At 51.8% G+C, this 23,520-nt stretch carries 19 protein-coding genes and 2 pseudogenes; 19 read left to right on the forward strand and 2 right to left on the reverse strand.

Going from position 1 to position 23,520, the window contains the following annotated elements; genetic code table 11:
• Window positions 1-115 precede the first annotated feature (115 nt).
• Entirely contained in the window at window positions 116-2,077 is a 1,962-nt protein-coding gene (locus tag O9H85_RS09475; RefSeq protein WP_269881085.1) for a glycoside hydrolase family 15 protein, read from the reverse strand.
• Between the two features lie 409 nt (window positions 2,078-2,486).
• The gene (locus tag O9H85_RS09480; protein ID WP_269881086.1) at window positions 2,487-2,696 is read right to left on the reverse strand and encodes a KTSC domain-containing protein; all 210 of its coding nucleotides are present in this window, start codon (window positions 2,694-2,696) and stop codon (window positions 2,487-2,489) included.
• 74 nt (window positions 2,697-2,770) lie between these two features.
• Between O9H85_RS09480 and O9H85_RS09485 the strand changes: the two genes are divergently transcribed.
• The 19 genes and pseudogenes from O9H85_RS09485 to O9H85_RS09575 all read left to right on the forward strand — a co-directional run bounded on the left by O9H85_RS09485 (window position 2,771) and on the right by O9H85_RS09575 (window position 23,453).
• Complete coding sequence (locus O9H85_RS09485) at window positions 2,771-2,983, forward strand: hypothetical protein (RefSeq protein WP_269881087.1); 213 nt, start codon at window positions 2,771-2,773, stop codon at window positions 2,981-2,983.
• A 369-nt stretch (window positions 2,984-3,352) separates the two neighbouring features.
• Window positions 3,353-3,781 carry a hypothetical protein gene (locus O9H85_RS09490; RefSeq protein WP_269881088.1) on the forward strand — a complete coding sequence of 143 codons (429 nt, stop codon included), beginning with the start codon at window positions 3,353-3,355 and terminating at the stop codon, window positions 3,779-3,781.
• A gap of 311 nt (window positions 3,782-4,092) precedes the next feature.
• Window positions 4,093-4,902, forward strand: a complete 810-nt coding sequence (gene sigI, locus O9H85_RS09495) for an RNA polymerase sigma factor SigI (protein ID WP_269881089.1) — start codon at window positions 4,093-4,095, stop codon at window positions 4,900-4,902.
• Window positions 4,895-6,424 (forward strand): anti-sigma factor domain-containing protein, encoded by a 1,530-nt coding sequence (locus tag O9H85_RS09500; RefSeq protein ID WP_269881090.1) that lies wholly within the window; start codon window positions 4,895-4,897, stop codon window positions 6,422-6,424. Before sigI ends, O9H85_RS09500 begins: the two co-directional genes overlap by 8 nt.
• A 279-nt stretch (window positions 6,425-6,703) precedes the next feature.
• Window positions 6,704-7,726: an aldo/keto reductase gene (locus tag O9H85_RS09505; protein WP_269881091.1), complete on the forward strand. Its 1,023-nt coding sequence runs from the start codon at window positions 6,704-6,706 to the stop codon at window positions 7,724-7,726.
• A gap of 317 nt (window positions 7,727-8,043) precedes the next feature.
• A complete protein-coding gene (locus O9H85_RS09510) occupies window positions 8,044-9,186 on the forward strand; it encodes an IS4 family transposase (RefSeq protein ID WP_269881092.1) in 1,143 nt (380 codons plus the stop codon).
• 261 nt (window positions 9,187-9,447) lie between these two features.
• Complete coding sequence (locus O9H85_RS09515) at window positions 9,448-10,461, forward strand: mannonate dehydratase (protein WP_269881093.1); 1,014 nt, start codon at window positions 9,448-9,450, stop codon at window positions 10,459-10,461.
• Window positions 10,462-10,493: 32 nt separating this feature from the next.
• On the forward strand, window positions 10,494-11,837 hold the full coding sequence (locus tag O9H85_RS09520; protein WP_269881094.1) for an MFS transporter: 1,344 nt from the start codon (window positions 10,494-10,496) through the stop codon (window positions 11,835-11,837).
• 38 nt (window positions 11,838-11,875) lie between these two features.
• Window positions 11,876-13,408, forward strand: a complete 1,533-nt coding sequence (garD, locus tag O9H85_RS09525; protein ID WP_409348122.1) for a galactarate dehydratase — start codon at window positions 11,876-11,878, stop codon at window positions 13,406-13,408.
• An 88-nt stretch (window positions 13,409-13,496) separates the two neighbouring features.
• Entirely contained in the window at window positions 13,497-13,685 is a 189-nt protein-coding gene (locus O9H85_RS09530) for a hypothetical protein (RefSeq protein WP_269881096.1), read from the forward strand.
• 236 nt (window positions 13,686-13,921) lie between these two features.
• On the forward strand, window positions 13,922-14,092 hold the full coding sequence (locus O9H85_RS09535; RefSeq protein WP_269881097.1) for a hypothetical protein: 171 nt from the start codon (window positions 13,922-13,924) through the stop codon (window positions 14,090-14,092).
• 188 nt (window positions 14,093-14,280) lie between these two features.
• Window positions 14,281-15,018: a tRNA(His) guanylyltransferase Thg1 family protein gene (locus O9H85_RS09540; RefSeq protein WP_269881098.1), complete on the forward strand. Its 738-nt coding sequence runs from the start codon at window positions 14,281-14,283 to the stop codon at window positions 15,016-15,018.
• Between the two features lie 2 nt (window positions 15,019-15,020).
• Window positions 15,021-15,458, forward strand: coding sequence for an ATP-binding protein (locus O9H85_RS09545; RefSeq protein WP_269881099.1), 438 nt, complete (start codon window positions 15,021-15,023; stop codon window positions 15,456-15,458).
• 324 nt (window positions 15,459-15,782) lie between these two features.
• Complete coding sequence (locus O9H85_RS09550; RefSeq protein WP_269881100.1) at window positions 15,783-16,754, forward strand: aldo/keto reductase; 972 nt, start codon at window positions 15,783-15,785, stop codon at window positions 16,752-16,754.
• Between the two features lie 37 nt (window positions 16,755-16,791).
• On the forward strand, window positions 16,792-18,057 hold the full coding sequence (locus tag O9H85_RS09555) for an MFS transporter (RefSeq protein WP_269881101.1): 1,266 nt from the start codon (window positions 16,792-16,794) through the stop codon (window positions 18,055-18,057).
• Window positions 18,058-18,152: 95 nt separating this feature from the next.
• Window positions 18,153-19,100, forward strand: a pseudogene (locus O9H85_RS09560) (aldo/keto reductase family protein).
• Between the two features lie 148 nt (window positions 19,101-19,248).
• Window positions 19,249-20,036 (forward strand): annotated as a pseudogene (locus O9H85_RS09565) (nucleotidyltransferase domain-containing protein).
• Window positions 20,037-20,109: 73 nt separating this feature from the next.
• Window positions 20,110-21,924, forward strand: a complete 1,815-nt coding sequence (locus O9H85_RS09570) for a sensor histidine kinase (protein WP_269881102.1) — start codon at window positions 20,110-20,112, stop codon at window positions 21,922-21,924.
• A complete protein-coding gene (locus O9H85_RS09575; protein ID WP_269881103.1) occupies window positions 21,921-23,453 on the forward strand; it encodes a response regulator transcription factor in 1,533 nt (510 codons plus the stop codon). The genes O9H85_RS09570 and O9H85_RS09575 overlap by 4 nt, the downstream gene beginning before the upstream one ends.
• The last annotated feature ends 67 nt before the right edge of the window (window positions 23,454-23,520 follow it).

The following is a 23,520-nucleotide window of genomic DNA, read 5'->3' on the forward strand; positions in this document are numbered from 1 at the left end:
TTAGGACAAAACAGACATCAATTTTGTGAAAAATATGTGAAATGGAACGAGGTTTTGACTTTCTTATAAATAAAAAAAGCCCTCCAGAGGGAGGGTACCAAGCTCTGTATTTGGTTTAAAGGCTCAGCTTCTTGTATTTCTCCGTATATTTTACAACCGTCAGGACATAGGTGGCGTGGGACCAGGTGAGCGGGGCTACCGAAACCGGGCTGCCGTCAAACGGATCGAGCTGCTCCGGCAAAATGCCGCTCTCGATCGCATGCGAGACGACCCATTCGAGCGTACGGCGCGGCGACTCCAGATCGGACAGCGTCTTGGCGTATTCGATCTCCCACTCCGCGATCCACAGCGTACAGATGATCCACGGGTTGCCCGGAACGTTATCAATATCGGACGAGCGCTGGAAGTAATAATCGTGATAGTAACGGGCTACGCCGCCGATGTCCGTCTTGATCGTAAGTCCGGCTTTGTTGGCCTTCATCGTGCTGACGACACGAGTGTCGTCGGCCGGCAGAACACCGAACTCGAAGATGCCGTAGACGCTGCTCTCGAGAGTCTTATCCTGGACCCACTGCCCGCCTTCCAGATAGAGACCGCGGACGAAACGCCCTTCCTTCTCATCCCACAGATGCTTCAGAATGCCCGATTTGATCCGCTCCGCGGTATGCCGGTACCTGCTGGAGCGCTCCTCGTCGCCGAACAGGCTGCAGAAGTTCGCGGCGGCGATCAGCCCGCCGTAAACGGCCGATGCGGTGAAGGTATAGATGCCGTAGCGCTCCTCCCACAGATCGTAGCTCGGCTTAGGCAGATTAAGATCGGCCTCGATGTAGCTGGACATGAACCGCGCCGCGCGGCGGATCAGCGTCCGGTACAACGATTGCGGGAGCTCGATCACCCCGTGGCGGACGTAATCCTGCCAGAGCGCGAACAGCACGAGCGCCGTTTCGTCTTCCTGAATCGGCAGCTGCATCTTGCCGTTGTTCAGGTAGGGATGCCATGAAGACCCGACGGTGCCGTCCGGGTTGTATTTGTGATGCAGGTAGCCCTCCGGCGAGAGCGCATTGGCGCAGAAGTGGAAGAACGGCGTAATCATTCCTTGATATCCTGCCATCGTCATCGCATAAGCGATAAGCGCGCCGTCGCGCGGCCACATGTAGCTGTAATGGTCGCGGTTCGACTGCATGATGTCGGAGTCGTTCGCGGCGATAATGGCCCCGTTCACGTCCGTCTGTGTCCGGACGATCAGCAGGCTCATCTTGTATAAGCGAATGCACGCCTCGCTCAGGTTGCCGTAGTCGCGCTCCGATTTGTTGACCCACCGCTTCCAGTAAATTTGCGCCCGGTCCAGGAGATTGCCCGGATGGCTTTCTTTGACATAGCTGTCCAGCTTCTTGACTTCCTCGAGGTTTTTGCCCGCCGTCATCCAGTAGTAAAGCGATTCCTCCGAATTCGGTGGCACATGAAGCCGGAAGGAGATCGTGCTGTCCACCGAGCCCTGGGCGATCGCATTGCCCATCAGATGGCCGTCCTCGGCGTCGCGCCACGTGCCTTCGGCGTTGTAGAAGCGCTTGACCCCGGTTGTATATTGAAAGAGCCCTTCCGTTCCCGTGAGGCCGTTGAACATGAAGTAGCGGTCTTTTTTGTAATGGAACACCGTGTTGTTAAGAGGATAATAGGCGGCCGTATCGCCGACCTCCGTCTCGTTGATGACGAGATCCTGGTTGAAGAACATCCGTACCTCGCGAACCGTCTCCCAATGATTTTGAATGCGGACGCGCTTCAAGTAGATGTCCTCGCGCTGATGTACGCCGTCGTTAATGATCAGGGTGATGCCCAAATGGTAGTGGGACGCCTTTACTTCGGTTACGAGCGAATCCTCCACATAGGAAAGCTGAAAGCTCCATTCCGGGTCGGAAAGCCAGCTGAATGAACCGTCCACCCAGATGCCGACTCTGCATTGATATCCGCCGACGTGGTTCAATTGCCCTACATAGGGATAATATAAGTCCCGCATGTACGTATGACTGTCCAGATTAATCAAAAATTTGCCGTTTCCGATGACAAGCTGTCTAGGCAATCGATCCACATCCTTTTCTTTCCGGGTTGTTGCTATCTGATCTTAAGATAAGAGTACCTTTTTATGCCAAGCCGGTCAATGCATGAAAATTATTGAAAACGGATTCCGGCGCGATTTTTTCGCATGAACGGGTGAACTCGAGCGATGTTGAGGCTTCTATGAATCTATGATTTCCTGTACGGAGTCTTCATATACGGAAGGAAAAAATAATCTCCAAACCATGCTGAGGAGCGCCCGTGGCAAGGAGACCGCGGCCCTCAGCCGGTTGGAGATCAGAGGAAAGCATTTGGGATTGTACGTAAGTGCTTGATCTATATGGTAACCGTCCAATCGGCTGCTCTTAAAGACGGATACAGCCGTTACCTGCGCTGTGATAGGGGCAAAGCCGGTTCGGTCTGAAGCCGGGCTTCTATACTTTGGTGGGGAGAGCGTTCTTTCCCGTCATTCTAACGATCAGATCATACGGATTGGGCGATTGCAGCAGAAGCTGCACCTGGTCCTCGTTGACCCCGCAGCAGGTATAGGTTTGGCCCGTATGATACTGGATGTGCATCTGGGCCGCCTGATCGTCGTACGCGACAAACGTGATTTGCTTTGAGCCGATCGGAATCATCTTCATACCGATTACTCCTTCCCAGGGAGGCTGATAAGTGCGGACCATCCTGCTGCGTGCGGGAGGGATCGCAGCAGCGGATGGTCCGAAGTCCGTCGCAAGTCGCAGGAACCGACGGCACGGTCCGGGGCGATTGGCGAGAGGTCAACCGGTCCGGGAAGCCCGGCTTCGGTTGGCATTCCTTAATTCACTATATGCTTAGCCAATTCCGTTTAGAAGCGGTTCCGGAAGGCACTTCCGGCGAAAACTTCACGGCTTCCTGCGGTACTGGGCTTGGGCATGGAGAACCATAAGCGGACTAGCCTTCCAACCCTTCTTTCGCCCGTGGATTGATCATAATCGAGCTCCCTTCATACATAGAGTTGGAATAAGCTTTCCTATTCCATATACCTAGGAAACATTTAACTGCACCTTTCGGCGGCGAAAAAAGAGGATTTTTAGGGTGAGGGGTCGAATAGTTTTACGGATAGCGGTATTACGGTATAAAACCGCCTTACGATTAAGGCTGTTAATGGTTAATATCTGTAAGCATGAATGCCGTTATTCCTTGGAGCGGCACGTAGGATGCCAATGAGCACAGCACTTTGAGAATGAATGCGGAATACGATATAGAAAGAATGCAACAAGCCCTGCTTGTGATTCGATAAGGGAGGCATAACACGATGAGTTTTTGCTGCGGAGCCAGTATGCTCGGAACTAAAGGAACCTTAAAGCATATCCGAACCCAAATCCATAATGTGCCTCTTTTGTTTTGTCCGGTGTGCCACCGGGTGGAGGTCCATCATCAAGTGGAGAACGAGTATGAAATATTAGCCGAATATGCGCATGGGGACGGCGCGCTTGAGGTGGATTTTCAGGAATACGTGGAAAGCCGCGATCAAGCCGAGCTGTTCGAGAATTGCGTCAATACCGAGAATGAAGATCCGATGGACGTCGTCCGCAGTCAAATCGACATGGCGCTCGATCTTCTGATGGTATCCAAGGAAATCGGCGATGCCGAATGGGAAGCTGCGTTGATCAAACGGTTGAATGCGCTCAGCAAACGCCGCGACCGGCTGAAGAATAAGAAAACGCTGCGCGGCCGCTCGTAGGCCGAAGCCGCTCCGAAAGATTCCGTCCCTAACCTTATCGCGCAGTGCGAAGCCCCGGCTCCAGCTGCCTCCTTCCGTTCCTGCCGTCCCGCTGTCAGCGGGCAGCGCTACGTTTGGGGCTAAGGGCCCATTCTTCCATAGCCGGCTGCCGGCGCACGCGAGAAGGAAAGGGACTTTTTCATGTCATGGGGGACAGGCAGAGGTTTCTGGATTTTACAAAAAAATCCTTGAAAAAAACCTTTTTCGCACGACTTACACAACCCCCGTAATCGATTGGATGGTAGCGAAAATTTTAGTGTGAGGTGGAACGATTGCTGTTAGTGTTATTCAAGAAGTTTCTCGGGAAACGTCAGTCTCACCACCCTGATACGGCCGGCTCGCAAACACCGGAACAGGCTGTGATTCGAATACAAGAAGGTGATCTGCGACTTCGGAATCAATTTATAACGGATTATCAGCCTTATGTCGCAAAGGTTACGAGCCGTTTCTGTAAACGATATGTAGACCCGGCAAGGGACGATGAGTTCAGCATTGCGCTTGCCGCATTCAACGAAGCGATCAATCAATATTCGCAGCAAGCGGGGCGATCCTTCCTCGGCTTCGCCGAACAGGTCATCCGCCGGCGTCTGATCGACTACGTCCGCAAGGAGCAGCGCTTCTCCCAGCAAATTCCTTATAGTACGTTCGAGGTGGAGGACGAGGAGGACAACATCGTCAATCCGATCGAAATTCACCAAGCGATCGAACAATACGAGAAACAAAAAGGAATGGAGGAGCGGCGCAGCGAAATCATAGATTTGAACCGGTGCCTGAAGGACTTCGGCATTGGGTTCAATGATCTGGTTGAAGCGTCCCCAAAGCATGATGATTCCCGGCAGGCGTTGTTCAGCATCGCCAAAACGTTGTCGAATGATGTCGATCTTATGCGTGTCATGCTGACCAAGCGAATGCTGCCGATTAAGGAATTGCTTGACCAAGTGGAGGTATCCCGGAAAACGTTGGAACGTAACCGCAAGTTTATCATTGCCGTTGCGCTGATTTACAACGGACCGTATCCGTTTCTTAGGGAATACCTACATATTAGAGAAGATTCGGAAGAAGGGGGGGCCGCGAATGAATAAAGGGATTGTGATGGACATCACGGAAAGCAACATTATCGTGATGCGTCCGGACGGCAAATTCGATCGGGTAGCGCGCAAGAACCGTACCTGTGAGATCGGCGAGGAAATCGTCTATGCCGACGCCGGCTTCCATTGGCGCAGCCCGTCCGTGGCCGGAAAATCGGCGCTTGCAGCCGCCGTCGTATTCTGCATTGTGCTGTTTGCGAGCTTCAGCGGCAAGCTCGGCAGCCCGGAGGTAGTCGCCTATGTATCGATGGACATTAATCCCAGCGTGGAAATGGGCATCGATACGAAAGAAAACGTGCTTGAGCTCAGGGGTCTCAACGATGACGGCGTTCAGCTGATCGAGGCGCTAGATTACAAAAACAAGCCGATCGACCAGGTCACCTCGAAGCTGCTGGACAAGGCCGAGCAGAAAGCGCTCGCCAAGGGCGAAGGCGAAATCGTCATCGCCAGCACGGTAGTGAACGAGAACAGCAAGGTGAATGACGTCCAGCTTGCCGAGAAGCTGAAGCAGCAGGTGACGAAGCACATTCAGGAAACACATCCGAACCAGGCAAGCGCATACCAGGTAGCGGCCTTCGCGGCACCGCAGGAAGTGCGTACCGCGGCCGCAGAGAACGGTTTGTCCATGGGGAAATATACCGTTTACCTGAACGCCAAGAACAGCGGGACGCCGCTGACGGTGGATGAGCTGAAGAAGGAATCCGTGCTCCAAATTCTCAAGGATAAACCGGAGGTTGCGCAAATCATGCAGCAGGACCGGCTTCCTGGCAAAGCGGCGATCAAGCAGCTGGTGGAGGAAGAGAAGAGCGGAGCTCTGGATAAGAAGTTTGAGGAGCAGCAGAAGAAGAACAACAACGGGAAGAACGGAACGGATAATAACAAGACCGATCCGAAGAAGCCCGGTGGCAATAACAACAACGGGAACAACAATAACAACAGTACTAACAAAAACGGGAATGGCAGCAACAACAGTAACAACGGCAATAACAAAAACGGTGCCAATAACCCGAGCAATTCCAAAAACAATAGCAGCAACAATAACAACAAGAACGGCGATAATGAAAACGGCAGCAAGAACAACGGGTCGGGTAACGGAAACGATGATAAAAGGGGCAGCTCCCCTTCGGCTCCCGTGAACGGTAAGCCGGGATCAAGCGCCGACACCAAGCCAGGAACGACAGCTCCTGGCGCTTCCCGTCCCGGAGATAATCAGGACGATCGGAACGCCGGCGGCAAGAAGCAGGATGACAAACAGGACCAGCAGCAGAAGAAGGACGAAGATAAGCAGCGGTCCGACGAGCAAGCGAAGGATGACTTGAAGAAAAGCACGGATTCCAAGCAGCAGGATGGCAAGAAGCAGGAGGATTCCCGAAAAAAGGATGAGCCCTCTAAGGATGCCAAGGACGACGGTAAAAAGGACGATCCGAAGAGGGACGACAACAAGAGCAACAACGATAAAAAGGGGAATGACAACCGATCGAACGCCTCCGACGATAAGTCGAAAAAAGACGATTAATCTTAGTAGGACGATCGGATCAAAGGATCAATTTCCCGGGATCGGAACTTTTGATAAGCGATGAATCGCGTGACACAGCGGAAGTTAGGGGAGACCGCTGTGTCTTCTTTTTTTCTAAAATTTAGGGTGAATCTAGCGAATAGGCTGGATTTGGGGCCGAATCGCCAGCCGCAAGCAAGCGGTCCGGCTCTGCTAGAACTATTTTTTTACGGGAGATTCCACTATAATATCGGTAAAGGCTTCGTAGGCTTAATTGTCATTTCAGGGGAGATGGGGAGCATGCGTTATTCGACGTTCGGCAAGACAGGCTATGAGGTGTCCTCGTTAGGTTTCGGGGCGATGAATCTGCCCGGCGTGCCGCTGGAGCAAGCGCGGGCCGCGCTCAATTATGCGCTGGACGAAGGGATCAACTATATCGATACGGCCGCCGGCTATCGCAATTCCGAAGAGATTATCGGGGAGACGATCTCGCACCGCCGCTCGGAATATTTTCTGGCGACGAAGACGAATAACCGGGATTACAAGACGGCGAAGGAAGAGATCGAACGCAGCCTGGACCGGATGAAAACGGACGTCATCGATTTGCTGCAGATTCACTATGTCAATTTCGTTCAGGACTTTAAAGCGGCGATGGAAGAGGACGGCGCTTACTATGCGGCGCTCGAGATGAAGAATAAGGGGCATGTGCGGTTCATCGGCATTACCGGTCACCGCCCTGAACTGCTCGCGAAGTGGATCAGCAAGGGCCAGTTCGATCAAGTGCTGTTTCATTTGAATCTGGCGCAGCCTTTCGCCCTTCAGGAACTGATACCGGAGGCGAATCGTCAAGGCATGGGCAAGACCGCGATGAAGCCGCTTTCGGGCGGATTCATTCAGCCGGTTGAGAAGGCGATCCGCTACCCGTATAGTCAGGATGTGCACACGGTGATTTCGGGTATGGTCAGCGTAGAAGAGGTGCGTGAGAATATCGCGGCGATGCGTGTGGAGGTCGGTGCCGAGGAGCGGAGTGAGCTGGAAAGCCTCGCTCTGCAGTTGGGGAGCCATAACTGCCGCCGCTGCAATTATTGCTCGTGTCCGGTAGGCGTAGCGATCCCGGATGTCATGATCTCTAGCCGGATCCGCGAGACGCTCGGGCTGCTTCCGAAGGGAAACGGCTTCTACGACCGGATGAAGGATAAGATCCTCGCATGCGCGGAGTATGAACCGTGCAAAGAAAAGCCGCTGTGCGAAGAGAAGTGTCCGTATCATCTGCCGATGCAGCAGACGGTGCAGGCGGCCGCAGGCTATTACGTGACGAAATAAGCAGACGCAGCTATGCAAGACGGCGTTTCTTATCCGGGATGGATGGGTAACTATAAACAGGAAGAAACTTATAGGCGTTGTTCCATGCCCAGGATAAACGGCTACGCCGTCCTTGTCTTACAAGGACCAGCGCGTTTATCAAGGTTGATGCGAAGCTATAAGCCTTCGAAAACTTATAAATCTTATCACTAGCGTTGCATTAATTTTCTCTGAATGTTCATAATCTTCTGCCTTTTTATCATCAGGGCATAAAAAAATCCTTTACAATGAAATGGCAGGTAGTTCCTGTCCATAATCCACTGAAAAGGATTAAGCCCATGGACAAGGATACTCTATTTTCTTCATTTGGTAAATGGTTAGCACCCATTTGTACGAAATCGTTCACGGAAAAAGTGAAGGAAACGAACCAAGATAAGTACGTTAAGAAATTCACTACGCTGTCCTATCTGAAGCTATTCCTTCATGCTCAGATTCAGCAGCGGGACGGACTGCGTGAAATCGCCGATGATGTGCTTTCGAAAGACTTCCAGAAAGAACTTGGGTTGAAATCGATCTCTGCTGCTCAATTGAGTCGGAAACATAACCAAGTCGATCCCGCTTTGCTGGAGCATGTTTTTATGCAGTTGGTTTTACGTATTCGCCAACATACATCGCCCTCCATGTTACGGAAGGATTTTAAAATCATTGACTCCACAACCATCGGACTGTGCTTGCAAAAGTACAAATGGGCAGAATTCCGAAAAACAAAAGCAGGTATTAAACTGCATTTCCGGCTGGAATACATCGATGATGAGACGGTCGTTCCCGAGAAAGTGACGATCACCTCGGCAAAAAAGAATGATCGAACTCAGATGGATGCTTTAGTCAACGAACTCGGAGTCACCTATGTGTATGATCGCGGCTACATCGACTACGGGAGGTTCGATGATTACTGTGATCGCGGCATTTTCTTCGTGACCCGAACGAAGAAGAATACGATGATTCGTCCGATAGAATCCTTTAGCTTGCCGCCAGAGAGCGCCGTTCTTACCGATGAAATGGTCTATGTCGGTACCCCGCAAAAGAGAATGGAAAACGTGCTGCGTCTGATTCACACGGTAGATTCCGAGGGCAACCCTGTCGCCATTTTAACCAATCGATTTGATCTGAATGCCGAAGAAATTGGACAGATCTACCGGGAACGGTGGGTGATTGAAACCTTTTTCAAATGGATGAAGCAGCACATCCGGATTAAGTCGTTTTACGGAACAAGCGAACAAGCCGTGATGAACCAAGTATGGACAGCACTGATTGCTTTTTGCTTACTGGTATTGGTGAAACTGGAAACAGGAACTCGTCACAGCCTGCTTCAGCTCTACCGATGGTTGAAAATCTTATTATGGGATTCCGTTCAAGACTGGATGGAACGAATACATCGCTTGCCTCAAAGGATATCCGAGGGTAGACGAAAAAAGCAATAAGTACCGTTGTTAGATGGATGAGTAAATTACCATATAATTACCAAATGGACAGAGCTACCTTTCAGAGGTGATCGACCTTTTGGCGATGCGGCTTGAATCATTGTTCAGAATAATTCGACAACTTATCCAAACGATTTTAATGCAACGCTAGTGATTTTTCAATAAAAATTAAATACTTCTTTTATTTCCAAGATCATACTACAATTTTATTACATAATGAAAGCGGTAACAATGCTGGGGAGAGAATAGGAGCTGCGGAGTATGATGAAAGTTTCAATCACGTCGTACACGGCTGATTTAACCGACGGCGATCTAAGACAATTAAACCAATTAGGGGTCGATTGCATTGATTTCGGAAAAGGCTCCGCCTTTGCGGGAGTAAAAGAGCAAGGCTATCCGGACCTGGACTCGCTCTTGAAGCTAAAGCGCAGAATTCGTTCCTTCGGACTGGATATTAACCGTGTGACTTTGCCGGATTTATCAACCAAGTTCATGAGGAATGAACCCGGATGCGAAAGAGAGCTGGAAAATTCGATCAACGCGATGAAGGTATTCGGCGAAGCGGGGATCCCGGTTGCCAGACAACGGTTTGAAGGGGATACGTTTCCTTATTTGACGACCAAATATCGTTCCATCCAAAGAGGGGGGGCCATCGCGCGCGGGGAGAGTCTAGGTTTTACGAAGGAAAAGTTCGCGCACCCGACATTAGAGGAGCATGAAGCCTATTGGGAACGCTTCTGCGAAGCCTACAAAAAACTCGTTCCCGTGGCAGAGGATTACAACGTGCTTTTAGGCATGCACCCGTCGGACGCGCCTCATCCGGAAACGGCCTTCGGCGGACTTGGTTATCATCGGATTATCGATGCGTTTCCAAGCAAGCATGTCGGCTATGTTTACTGTATCGGTACAAGAGCCGAAGAGGGGGGAAGTCCGCTTGTCTTGAATGAAATCAATCATTATGGCCGAAAAGGCAAGCTGTTCCTGGTTCATTTCCGTAATGTCAGGGGCAGTCTTCCGACAGCAGGCGCTTTCGAGGAGGCGCTGCTGGACGATGGCGACATGAACATGTTCAAGATTTTGCTGGAGCTTCGCAAGGTAGGCTTTAACGGCTGCTTGAACCCCGATCACGTTCCGATTCTGGAAGGGGTGCAGATCGAAAAGAACGACAGCTGGCCTAATACTTGTATTCAATGGAATTATAACAACATCGGGTACGCATATTCCATCGGGTACATTAAAGCGCTGCTCGCAGCACTGGTTGAATTCGAAGGGTAACCCTGTTTGTTACGACAAGGAGGAGAAATTCAATGACCGGTCAGGAAACTCCGATCCATACGTTAACGAAGAAGACCAATGTGCGATACCTGATTCTAGCCATCTTGTTCATCACGACCGTGATCAATTACTTGGACCGTTCCACGTTAGGCATTGCGGCCCCTGTCATGAAAAAAGACTTAGTTTTGGATGCGGTTACATTAGGCTTCGCTCTTTCCGCGTTTAACTGGGCATATACTTTTTTACAAATACCCGGAGGCTGGCTGCTCGACCGGTTCGGAGCGCGTGTCGTTTATGGCGCCGGTCTCTTCCTATGGTCCTTGTTTACCTTTTTCCAAGGGTATGTCGGCGGCTTTATCACGCTGTTCGCATTAAGATTTGTCGTCGGGCTGGCCGAAGCCCCTTCGTTTCCCGCGAACAGCCGAATCACAACGATGTGGTTTCCGCAGCACGAGCGCGGCAGCGCCGTTGCGATTTATAACTCCGCACAGTATTTCGGGCTGGCCATTTTTACACCGGTATTGGCGTGGCTTTTACAAAACTACGGATGGCATTCGATTTTTTATTATACGGGCGCGGCCGGCATCCTTTTATCCTTCTTTTGGTTTAAAATCGTGCGCGATCCCAAGAATCATCCCGGCGTAAATCAGGCTGAACTGGATTATATCAAGCAGGGCGGGGGCCTTACGGATGTGGGAGATAAGCCCAAGAAGGTGAAGTGGTCTCACGTACGTCTATTGTTGACGAACCGGCAAATGATCGGAATCTATATTGCGCAATTTGCTTTAAATACAATTGTATGGTTTTTCTTAACGTGGTTCCCCACCTATCTCGCCCAAGACAAAGGCATGTCCATGCTTAAGGTCGGGTTTATAGCCTCAATACCTTATATAGCGGCCTTCGCGGGCGGCATCGTTGGAGGATATGTTTCCGACCTGCTGCTGAAGAGCGGCAAGTCCTTGGCGGTAGCCCGCAAAACGCCGATTATTACGGGTTTCCTTCTTTCCAGCACCATTATATTAGCCAATTACACCAGTTCGATTGCCGCGATTATCGTGATCATGTCGGTTGCCTTTTTTGCAAAAGGATTGGCAGGCCTGACCTGGACGCTTGTTGGGGATATGTCGCCTAAAGAGCTGATTGGCATCAGTGGCGGCATTTTTAATACATTCGGCAACCTGGCCGGCATTGTGATTCCGATTCTGGTCGGCTATATCTTGGCCACAACCCATTCATTCAGCGGCGCCCTTCTGTTTATAGGCGTGATCCTGTTTATCGGAGCTCTTTCCTACATCTTCATCGTGAATAAGGTGGAAAGAATCGAATTACCCGAGGAAAGCGCCGCGGAACAGAACAATTCAACGATCGCCATCTAATCGCTCTTTGGAACAAGAAAGGGGAACTCGTCGTGGCCATGCCCATCCATCAAAACGAAAAGCCGCTCTATATCCAAGTCAATCCTAAGGATAACGTTGCAATCATTGTCAATACGGGAGGATTGCCGTCAGGAACCGGGTTTCCTTGCGGTCTTCAGCTTAAGGAACATGTTCCGCAAGGCCATAAAGTGGCCTTAACGGATTTGGAGCAAGATGAAGCCATTATCCGCTACGGTGAAGTCATTGGCTATGCGGTCAGGCCGATCCCGCAAGGCTGCTGGATTGACGAATCGTTGGTCAGGCTGCCGGAGCCTCCCGACTTGGATGAGCTTCCCGTTGCAAACCGTGTGCCGGAACCGCTGCCGCCTCTTGAAGGATTTACGTTCGAAGGGTACCGGAATGCAGACGGCAGCGTCGGGACGAAAAATATTTTAGGCATTACGACAAGTGTTCAATGTGTTGCCGGAGTCCTGGATTATGCGGTCAAACGGATTAAAGATGAGCTTCTCCCGAGTTATCCGAACGTATCGGATGTCGTGGCATTGAATCATACCTATGGGTGCGGCGTGGCGATCCATGCCCCCGATGCGGTGATCCCGATCCGCACGCTTCAAAATATAAGCAGGAACCCCAACTTCGGCGGTGAAATCATGGTCGTCGGTTTGGGGTGTGAGAAGCTGCTTCCGGAACGATTGATACCGGCCGGGGATCCGGCCGCTAGCCTCATGTCGCTGCAGGATCATCAAGGGTTTATGCCCATGATTCAATCGATCATGAGCATGGCTGAAGAGCGCCTCAAGCGGTTAAACCGCCGGCAGCGCGTGACTTGCCCCGCATCCGATCTAGTCGTCGGCTTGCAATGCGGCGGGAGTGATGCCTTCTCCGGCGTTACGGCCAATCCGGCAGTCGGATACGCGGCGGATTTGCTCGTGCGCGCAGGGGCGACGGTCTTGTTCTCGGAGGTGACCGAAGTACGGGACGCCGTTCATTTGTTAACGCCCCGGGCAGTGAATGAAGAGGTCGGCCGCGCGCTGATTCGCGAAATGAAATGGTACGATCACTATTTGCAGAACGGTCAGGCGGACCGAAGCGCCAATCCGTCACCCGGCAATAAAAAAGGCGGATTGGTGAACGTTGTGGAGAAATCGCTGGGATCTATCGTGAAATCGGGCAGCAGTCCGATCGCAGGGGTGCTGTCTCCAGGCGAGAAGGCAGCTCAGAAAGGGTTAATCTTTGCGGCAACACCGGCCAGCGATTTTGTATGCGGCACGCTGCAGCTCGCTTCGGGGATCAATTTGCAAGTCTTTACGACCGGACGCGGGACGCCTTACGGCTTGGCTATGGCACCGGTGATCAAAGTATCGACCCGCAATGCATTATCGGAGCAGTGGCACGATCTGATCGATATCAACGCGGGACGCATTGCGACGGGCGAGGCGACCATAGAAGAGGTCGGCTGGGAAATATTCCGGTTCATTCTAGACGTAGCCAGCGGCCGTAAGATAACGTGGGCGGATCATTGGGGACTGCACAACGCATTAAGCTTGTTTAACCCCGCACCCGTAACCTGATGTAAAGGATGAAAGCCGGATTCAGATGCATATTATTCCGTTATCCTTGGCAAATTAAGTCTTGAATCGATGACAGGGAGGTGAGCAGATGGCTGACAATAATCAGAACCAGAACAATGCTGTTGAGAATACGACGAATGCGGTTAGAAACGGTTTGCAAAGGGCGACGAATTACGTACAGAATGCATTGGAAAATGCGGGCGAAGCAACGCAGAATGCAACGCAAAATTTGGTCAACAACGTAATGAATAACCAAGACGAAGAAAAAAATACATAAAATCATCTTGCGGCTGTGATTAGCTGCATATAAAGCTTATGAACGGTTACCCTTGAATGGGGTGACCGTTTATTTTTGTAAAAATTCCATAGCGCAGTCTGAAAATTTACATCGTTATAATGTATTTCTCTATCCTAATTGACATTTGTTTTTTACAATGAGAAGGTAAGAGTAATGTTATTTTCATATACAGTCATACTAGCGTTCATTATTATGATTAAAGGAGACGAGTGAAAATGCGAAAACATACGGCAATTTCCAAGCACGATCTCAAAGTATATGAGGATTATAAATCAGGCGAGGTTACCACTTATTTTCTATCTCCCGAGGAGCTTGGCAAATATAAAAATTTAAATGCACCCGAACGGGCTAAAATATCGTTTCACATCTTTCCGAACAAAAAATAATAGATCGTCTATAACCCGACATTCGGGAATAGAACGGCTGAAGAATCTTCTCCTGTCCGGACCGGACAGGGAAGATTTTTTGCATTTAAGGGGAACTCTTACTTTTGGGTGGCTTGGATTATGATATCCTGAAAATTGGATTAAACTAGTACAATGTCGGCTTGGGGGAAAGGGGAGGTGGAGCGCCCATGAAAAAGGATGATTTCGGAAACCGGATGAAGGAGTATGAGAATGCCTATCGGCACCGTTTGCCGCGGCGTCTTCCCGTGGTGCTAAGAATCGACGGCTGCCACTTTCATAGCTTTACCCGCGGGATGGGCAAGCCGTTCGACGAGCCGCTCACCCTGGCGCTATGGGATACATGTAAGTATTTGGCTGGGCAGATCATGGGCTGCAAGCTGGTTTATCACCAGAGCGACGAGATTTCGCTTCTCCTTACGAATGACGATCAATGGACTACCCAATCGTGGTACGATAACAACCTGCAGAAAATGGTATCGGTGTCCGCCTCCATGGCCACGGCTAAGTTTAACGAAGCGATCAAGAAATATTATCCGGACAAGGAGCTGGCGACCTTTGACAGCAGAGCCTGGGTGCTTCCGCAGGGCGAGGTAACGAACTATTTTATATGGCGGCAGCAGGATGCGATAAGGAATAGCATGTCGATGACGGCTCAGGCCCACTTCCCGCATCAGGAGCTTCATGGACTTGACGGGAAACGGCTGTTGGACAAGCTGCTGGCGGACAAGGGGATCGATTGGAACGAGCTTCCGGTCTGGCAGAAACGCGGGGTATGCATCACGAAACAGTCGTATTTCAAAGGGGAAGCCCGAAGAAGCAAGTGGGACGTGGACCCGGATACGCCGGTTTTTTCGCAGGATCGGGACTATATCGACCAATATGTCTATTCGGATAGGGATGAGTAATGATGGAATGCGTCATTTTTATCGGTATCCAGGCTTCAGGCAAATCCACCTTCTTTAAAGAGCGGATGTTCAACTCCCACATTCGAATCAACTTGGACATGCTCAAGACCAGGCACAGGGAAATGATTTATTTAGAGGCTTCCTTCCAAGCCAAGCAGCCGTTTGTCGTAGACAACACCAATCCCACGGCCCAAGATCGGAGCAAGTACATCTTCCTTGCCAAAGAGCACAAATTCCGGGTAGCGGGATATTACTTCGAACCGGACTTCGCCGAATCGATGAAAAGAAATGAAGCGCGTACGGGGAAAGACAAAGTGCCGGAGGCAGGGATCAGGAGCGTCATGAAAAAGCTGCAGGTACCCGCATTCAGCGAAGGATTCGATGAGCTATACCGGGTCAGGACGGAAGAGGGGATGTTTTATGTTGAAGCTTGGATTTAATCTATCCATGTGTACCATTGCATATCCACCTGAAAATTTTGGGAAGAGGTAGCCGCGCTTCCGAGCGGTAAAGTCGACATCCAAAAAGTAAACGAGATCGGACAAAGGTACGGGTACATTAACGTTGGGGCACCTTTATAACAAGCGCATGAGCGGATGACTTCTGAATTGTCAGAGTCATTCTTGTTTTCAAGGAAGCTACTTTAGGAGCATTACTTACCCTCAGGTAATTAGGTTAGCTTGCTGTAAGCTCTTACATGGAATCCCGATTGACTTTATAATGAAAGAGTTCGGCCTATAACTAACGATGGAGGGAATCGGACTATGAAGTACCGTACGCTCGGTAAGACAGGGCTAAGCGTATCCGAAATCGGTTACGGCGCCTGGGGCATCGGCAAGAGCAGCTGGATCGGCGCGAGCGATGACGATTCGCTTCGCGCGCTGCACCAATCGATTGATTTGGGACTTACGTTTATCGATACGGCCCTCGGCTACGGCAATGGCCACAGCGAACGTTTGGTCGGCCAGGTGGTGCGAGAACGTTCGGAGACGATTGCCGTAGCTTCAAAAATTCCGCCCAAAAACTACCAATGGCCGGCACGTCCCGGTGTGCCCGTAGAGGAGACGTTCCCGGCGGAGCATGTCATCGCATGCACGGAGCAAAGCTTGCGCAATTTGGGGCTGGACACCATCGACGTGCAGCAGTTCCACGTCTGGAACGACGATTGGGTCGGTCACGGCGATTGGCTGGAGGCGGTACGCAAGCTGAAGGAGCAGGGGAAGATCCGCTACTTCGGCATATCGATCAACGATCACCAGCCGTCCAACGCGATTAAGCTGATCCGCTCCGGGGTCGTGGATTCGGTTCAAGTGATCTATAACGTGTTTGACCAGAGTCCGGAGGATGAGCTGTTTTCCGCTTGTCTCGAGCATAACGTCGGAGTGATCGTTCGCGTGCCCTTCGACGAGGGCGGCTTGACCGGCCGGATCAACGAGGAGACGACGTTCCCCGAGGGCGATTTCCGTAACGGCTACTTCCGGGACGACCGCAAACGCCAGATCGCCGAGCGCAATCGGGCGATCGTCCAGGACTTAGGAGTAGGCCTCGACCGGCTGCCCGAGGTGGCGCTGCGGTACGTGCTCAGCCATCCGGCAGTGTCGACGGTGATTCCGGGGATGCGGTCCATCCGCAACGTCGAGAACAACTGCGCCGTCAGCGACGGAAACCCGCTGAGCGACGAACAGCTTCGCATTCTGCGCAGGCATCGCTGGGTCCGCAATTTTTATCAGGGTTGACGCCCGGCGAATGTATCGATAGGAGAGAACCGCGCTTATGAATGATCATCGCAGAAATTATGTTCTCTTGTTTATGGACACGGTGTTGTTTATGAATGCGATGACATTCTTGTCGGTCAATGCCGTCATTACTTATTTCCTGGCCCATCTGAAGGCGAGCACCTTCGAGATCGGCTTGGTCAACGCCCTGGTCTCGATCGGCGCGTTCGTCAGCCAGCCGTTCTTCGCCAAGAAGGTGATGAATTTGACGCACAAGGCGAAGACGTTCGTGAGAATCCTGTTCATACAAAGGATCGTCTTTCTCTTGTTCGTCTTGACGATACCTCTGGTTGCCGAATCACACCCGAAGTTGATGGTCTTGCTGTTCCTTGCGGGCTGGGGAGTGTTCAATCTGTTCGTCGGTGCATATGGTCCGTTCTTTATGAGCCTGTTCGCCAAATTGGTCGCGGAGAGCTCGCGCGGCCGGCTGCGCGGCTTCAGCAGCGGTGCCGGCAGTCTGCTGGCGCTCGGTTCCTCCGCGCTGTGCGGCGTTATCTTGAGCAAAGTGCCGTATCCGTACAATTACACGTTGATTTTCGCCATCGGCGTCGTCCTGCTCCTGCTCGACGTGTTAACGTTTGCGATGATGAAAGAGATGGAACCGGATGCGGTCACGAAGGTCGATTTTAATTATTTTCAATATTTCAAGGCGATACCGGCGATGTTCCGCGAATTCAAGGCGTATCAGCGCACGGTGATCGGCTTCTCCTGCACCGTAGCGGCGCAAGCCGGACTTGCGTATTATACGCTTTATGCGGTAAGGACGTTTGATGCCGGCAGCACCGCGATCGCGATGTTCACGGCGATTACGGGACTGGCCAATATTGCCGGCAGTATGGTCTTCGGAATCTTGGCGGACCGCATCGGCCATCGGCCCGTTCTTGTGATGGCATCGGCCGCAGGAGGGTTGGCATGCGGGCTGATCATCCTGTTTCCCAGCCTATGGACGATATACGGAGCCTTCGCCTTAACGAATTTATGTGTCATCGGCTATAACCTGAGCAGCGGCATTCTGATCCTCGAACAAATCCCGAGAGAGCGCCTGCCGATGGGCATCAGCATCAATGCGATGATTACCTTGTGCGTCAGCTCGATCGTGATGATCGGAAGCAGCTGGCTGGCGGATTATATCTCGTTCAATGCTGTGTTTCTGATCGCCGGCTTGGCCGGCTTGGCCGGGGCTGTCGTTCTCCGAAGCGGGGGCAAAGCCGAGGCTCCGGCCGCAGCTGCAGCTTCCGCTTCTCGGGCTGCAGGCGAGCGCTAGAGGCCGGAGGGCCGTTGGTGGGACCGGTTCGCTATACAGGCTTGATGAGGGAACATTTCTCCCCAAACTATATACTTTATTAGGAGGCAATGAACATGCAATATCGCAAATTAGGCAAAACCGGCTTGAAGGTCAGTGAGATCAGTCTGGGCAGTTAGCTTACGTACGGCGGCTACGTAGAGCAGGATAACGCGGTGAAGTCGATTCATAAGGCGTACGAGCTTGGCATTAACTTCTTCGATACGGCCAATGTGTATGAACGCGGAGCCGCCGAGAAAGTGGTAGGGGAAGCGCTGAAGCCATATCCGCGCGATTCCTATGTGCTGGCGACCAAAGTGTTCTGGCCGATGGGCGACGGTCCCAACGACCGCGGCTTGTCGCGCAAGCATGTCATGGAGCAGTGCCACGCCAGCTTGAAGCGGCTGGGAACGGATTACGTCGATATCTACTACTGCCACCGCTTCGACCCGGAAACCCCGATCGAGGAGACGCTCCGGACGATCGACGATCTGGTGCGCCAGGGCAAAATCCTCTACGTCGGCGTCAGCGAGTGGACGGCCGTGCAGATGGCCGAGGCCTTGGCCGTTGCGGACAAATACTTGCTGGATCGCATTGTGGTCAATCAACCGGTTTACAATATGTTCAACCGCTATATCGAGAAGGACGTCATTCCGCTCGGCGAGTCCAAAGGAATCGGCCAAGTCGTGTTCTCCCCGCTTGCGCAAGGGCTGCTTAGCGGCAAATACAAGTCCGTGTCCGACATTCCGCAGGATAGCCGCGCGGCCAAGCTGGAAGGCGTGCGCAAGGCTATAACGGCCGAGAAGATCGAGAAGGTAGGCCGGCTGTCGGCCATCGCCGGCGAACTGGATATTACGGTCGGCCAGCTCGCTCTCGCCTGGATCCTGCGCCAGCCGAACATCGCCAGCGCCCTGGTCGGCGCGAGCCGTCCGGAGCAGGTGGAAGAGAACGCCAAGGCTTCGGGGATTGTGCTTCCGCAGGAACTGCTGGAGCGGATCGAAGGCATTCTCGGGGAATCGAAGTAAGATCATATCCATATTTTTGGGTGACGCTGAGGCTTGCTTGCCTCAGCGTCCTTTTTTCTATTACAACCGAAAGGGCCTCAGGGTATGATTTGCGTATAAATGAGCAACCTGGGTCTATACTTTTTTTGAGTTCATAACGATACAGAGGATGATTTCCATGCAAGATGAGATTAGAGGCCGAATTGAAGAAGAACTGCGGCGGATCGAGCGCGAGGAGCAGGTAAGAATCTTATACGCATGCGAATCGGGGAGCAGAGCTTGGGGATTGTCGTCCAAGGACAGCGATTACGACGTGAGGTTCCTGTATGTGCGGCCCGTGGACTGGTACTTGTCGATATTCGAGCAAAGAGACGTGATCGAGCGTCCGATCAACGATCAGCTGGACGTGAACGGGTGGGATTTGAAGAAGGCGCTGGGCCTGTTCCGCAAATCGAACCCGCCCTTGCTCGAATGGCTGCAGTCGCCCATCCGCTATGCCGAGCGCCATACGGTGACGGACCGAATCCGGCAGCTCTCCCCGTTAGCCTTCTCGCCGAAGTCCAGCATTTACCATTATTTGCATATGGCGAAGCGGAACTTCCGAGAATATTTGCAGGACGATGCCGTTAAGATCAAAAAATACTTCTACGTGCTGCGTCCGATGCTCGCCTGCCAATGGATTGAGGAGCGGGGCGGCATGCCGCCGATGGATTTTGAAGCGCTGGCGGAAGCGTTGCTTCCGGACTGAAGCAAGAGGTGGTTAAGCTGCTTACCCGGAAGAAGTCGGGGGTCGAATTCGGCCTGGAGCCGAAGATCTCCATGATCAACGAATTTTTAGAACAGCGAATCGCCTATTACGAGGAAACCGCCAAACACGCTCCCGTCTCGGGGGAGAAGCAGGACGCCGCATTCGACGTTCTGTTCCGCGAGACCCTGAAGGAGGTTTGGGGTTCATAGACATCCATTTGCCCATTGTTTCTCAATTTGGTTATAGTATAAATAATGAATGACGGAAAATGAGTGAGCCTGGATGAAGACGAGCCTCAAGAGCAAAATACAAAATTTAGGTCTAAGGAACACGCTCATTCTCGCGTTTTCCTGCTTTATTATTATCCCCTTCGTGACCATCGGCGGGACGCTATCTTGGCTGTACATGCAGTCGAACCGGAGTATGGTTCTGGACGCGGCGGTTGAGAATAACAAGCAAATCGTCAAGAATATCGATGCCTCGTTCAATCCGCTGCTGCGGCTGTCGATGTTTCCCGAGCATGACCCGGCTATTTTTCAAATGATGAAAAAAGATTACGATGCGCTGCCTTACCCCTTATATGAACGGGGCGAGGATTTCGATACGGCGGGCGGGATTATCCGGAACAGCATGATGCTGTATACGGATTTGCTGGATTCCGTGGCGATTTACCAAAGCAAGAATCGGATCATCGTGGGACGAAGCAATAATGAATACATGAATCACCGTTACCTCGAAACCGAATTTTACCGGGAGCCCTTCGTACAAAAGATATTGCAAAAGCGGGGACTTGTCGTTCCCGTAGGCGTCCATCCGGAGAGGCTGATGTCGACGAACAGCAGTCCCGTGGTTTCGATCGGCCGGGCGGTCGTGGACCCGTATACGAAGGACATTCTCGGGCTGATCCTGCTCAATGTCGGCATTGATAAGCTGAAGACGTTATGGAGCGACATCCACTTTACGGACAGCACCCGGTTTTATTTGATCGACGAGAATCAAAATATCGTGTACAGCAACAACCCGTCCGAATACGGGCTGCCGGCTGCCGGCGCGCTTGGGCAAGATATAGACTTTGTCCACGGGGAGGAGCAGCAAACGCGGGAGAACGATATGAATTATTTCATAATGTCGACTTCTCTTGTAACGGGCTGGAAAGCTTTGACCATCATTCCGAAGAATGAGCTGTTCGGCTTCGTCAATACGATCGTCCGCACGATCTTGATCGCTTTGCTGCTGCTGCTCGGCCTGTCCATTATAGCCTCCGTCTATATCGCCCTCGGTATTACGAAGCCGCTCTTCATTCTGAACGGCAAAATGAAGCAGATCGCCCAAGGCAATATGGACGTGAAGATCGATATCCAGCAGGGGGACGTAGGAAAAATCAGCGTTACCGTTGACCATATGCTGTCGGAGATCCGCAGGCTGATCCAGCGCATTTACAACGAGGAACAGGCGAAGCGGAAGGTGGAGATGCTTGCGCTGCAATCGCAAATCCGCCCCCATTTTATATACAACACCTTGAACGTCATTAAATGGATGGCCAAAATGCAAGGAGCCAAAGGAATCGAGGACGCGCTGACGGCCTTCTCTTCCGTGATCCGGTTTACGGCCAAGACGGAAAGCGACTTCGTGACGGTCAACGAAGAGGTCGAATTTATCCGCAGCTATACGAAAATTCTCGATTTCCGGTACATGAATAAGTTCGAGGTGATCTTTGAAATCGATCCCGCCGTAATGGAATACCGGACGCTCAAGTTCCTGCTCCAGCCGCTGGTCGAGAACGCCGTCTTCCACGGCTTTGACGGTATCCCCTATAAGGGGCTGCTGAGCATCCGGATCCGGGAGGAAGCCGGGAACCTGGTGATGGAGGTTGCCGACAACGGCAAAGGAATGGCCCCAGCGCAGCTGGAGAGCCCGGAGCCGCGGGGAACGGCGGATCAAATGAATTCGATCGGAATCCGAAATATACGTGAGCGGATCCGGCTCCATTATGGAGAAGGCTACGGCTTATCGATGACAAGCGAGAACAACAACGGTACGACCGCAACCATCGTCGTTCCGGTCATGAAACAGGAAGAAGAGGGTGAGCCGGAATGAAGGTGCTGATTGCGGATGATGAAGCCTTGGTAAGAATCGGAATCAAATCGTCCATCCGCTGGGAAGCGGGCGGAATGGACATCGTCGGGGAGGCGGCGGACGGCGAAGAGGCCCTGCGGCTGATCGAGGAGCGAAAGCCGGACGTCGTCATTCTGGACATTAAGATGCCCCGCAAGGACGGGATTCAAGTTCTGACGGAGATGAAGGAAAAGGGCATCCGCGCGAAGGTCATCATCCTGAGCAGCTTCGACGACTTCACGATGGTCAAGCAAGCGATGAAGCTGGGAGCCGTCGATTATTTCCACAAGCCCAGCATGAACGAGCATGAGATTGAGGCTGTGCTGTATAAGGTAAAGGAAGAGCTGGAAAGCGAGCGGCAGTCCGGTCCCGAAGCCACGGTCCCCGGAGAGGTTACGGGAGAGGGGGTTCTGCGCCGCTGGCTCCAGGGAAGCACGGAAGGCATTGAACGGACGAAGCTGAGGGAAGGCAATCTGTACATCATGCTGTTCTCCGTCAAGAAGTGGGCCCATGTGCTCCAAAGATATGCCCAAGGCCCGGCCTCCTTCCTTCCGAGCACGATTAGGAATCTGTTAACCGAGCTGCTGTCCAAAGAGCCGGAAACCGAATTCGTGCAGCTCGAAGACAATCTGTACGCAGTGATCCTCAGCCAGCATGAAATCAAGAGCGTACAAGCCTGCTTTACCCGCGTCAACGATATTGCGTATCTGATTAGCTCGAATCTGATGCGGTTTGTCAATATCGAGACGGTATTCGGAATAAGCGACTTGTTCCAATCGTTTGAGGGCGGCAAACGGGCCGCGGCGCAGGCTAGGCAGGCGCTGGAGCAAAAATTTTATCATCCGAGCGACCCTGTGTTTTATTACCGTCAAAGTGACGAGGAACCGTCGCTCGACCGGGTGAATGACTTTATAGTTGCGATGAAGAACGGGCTCAGGGAAGAACGGTACGATGAATTCGCCCGGAACTTAAATGAATGGGAGCAGTATATCCGCAGCAAGGAGATCCTGAACGAAAGAGACGTGAAAAAAATTTACGAGGGCCTCCTCTTTATGATGGAGGACCGCGAGAAGTACCTGGAGGCCGGCGGTACCCTGGAGTTTATCGAGGATTTTGAGGAGCTCTCCGTATATTATCATGACCTGTTTAATAAGAAGCTGGAGGCCATGATTTCCGCAACGAACAAGGAGTACAGTCCGCTGATCCGGAATATCGTGCAGTATATCGAAGCCAACTATAAAGAAAATATCTCGCTCAAAAGCTTGGGCGAGCACTTCCAGGTCAGCGCCAACTACATCAGCCGGCTGTTCAATCAGGAAGTAGGCAAAGGCTTGTTTCATTTCGTCAACGAAATCCGGATCGAGAGGGCGAAGGAGCTGCTGAAGGATTACCGTTACAAAATTTACGAGGTATCCGAGATGGTCGGCTTCAACAGCCAAGTGCATTTTGCGATCGTGTTTCAGAAATATGTGGGCATGGCGCCGAAGGAATACCGGAAGGAGCATGTTTAATTTTATTGAAAAAAAGTCAATCCTATTAAAAATGCCCGGAGGAGGGCTTTAAAAAAAATCAATAAAG

The organism is Paenibacillus gyeongsangnamensis (assembly GCF_027533625.1).
GTDB lineage: Bacteria > Bacillota > Bacilli > Paenibacillales > NBRC-103111 > Paenibacillus_G > Paenibacillus_G gyeongsangnamensis.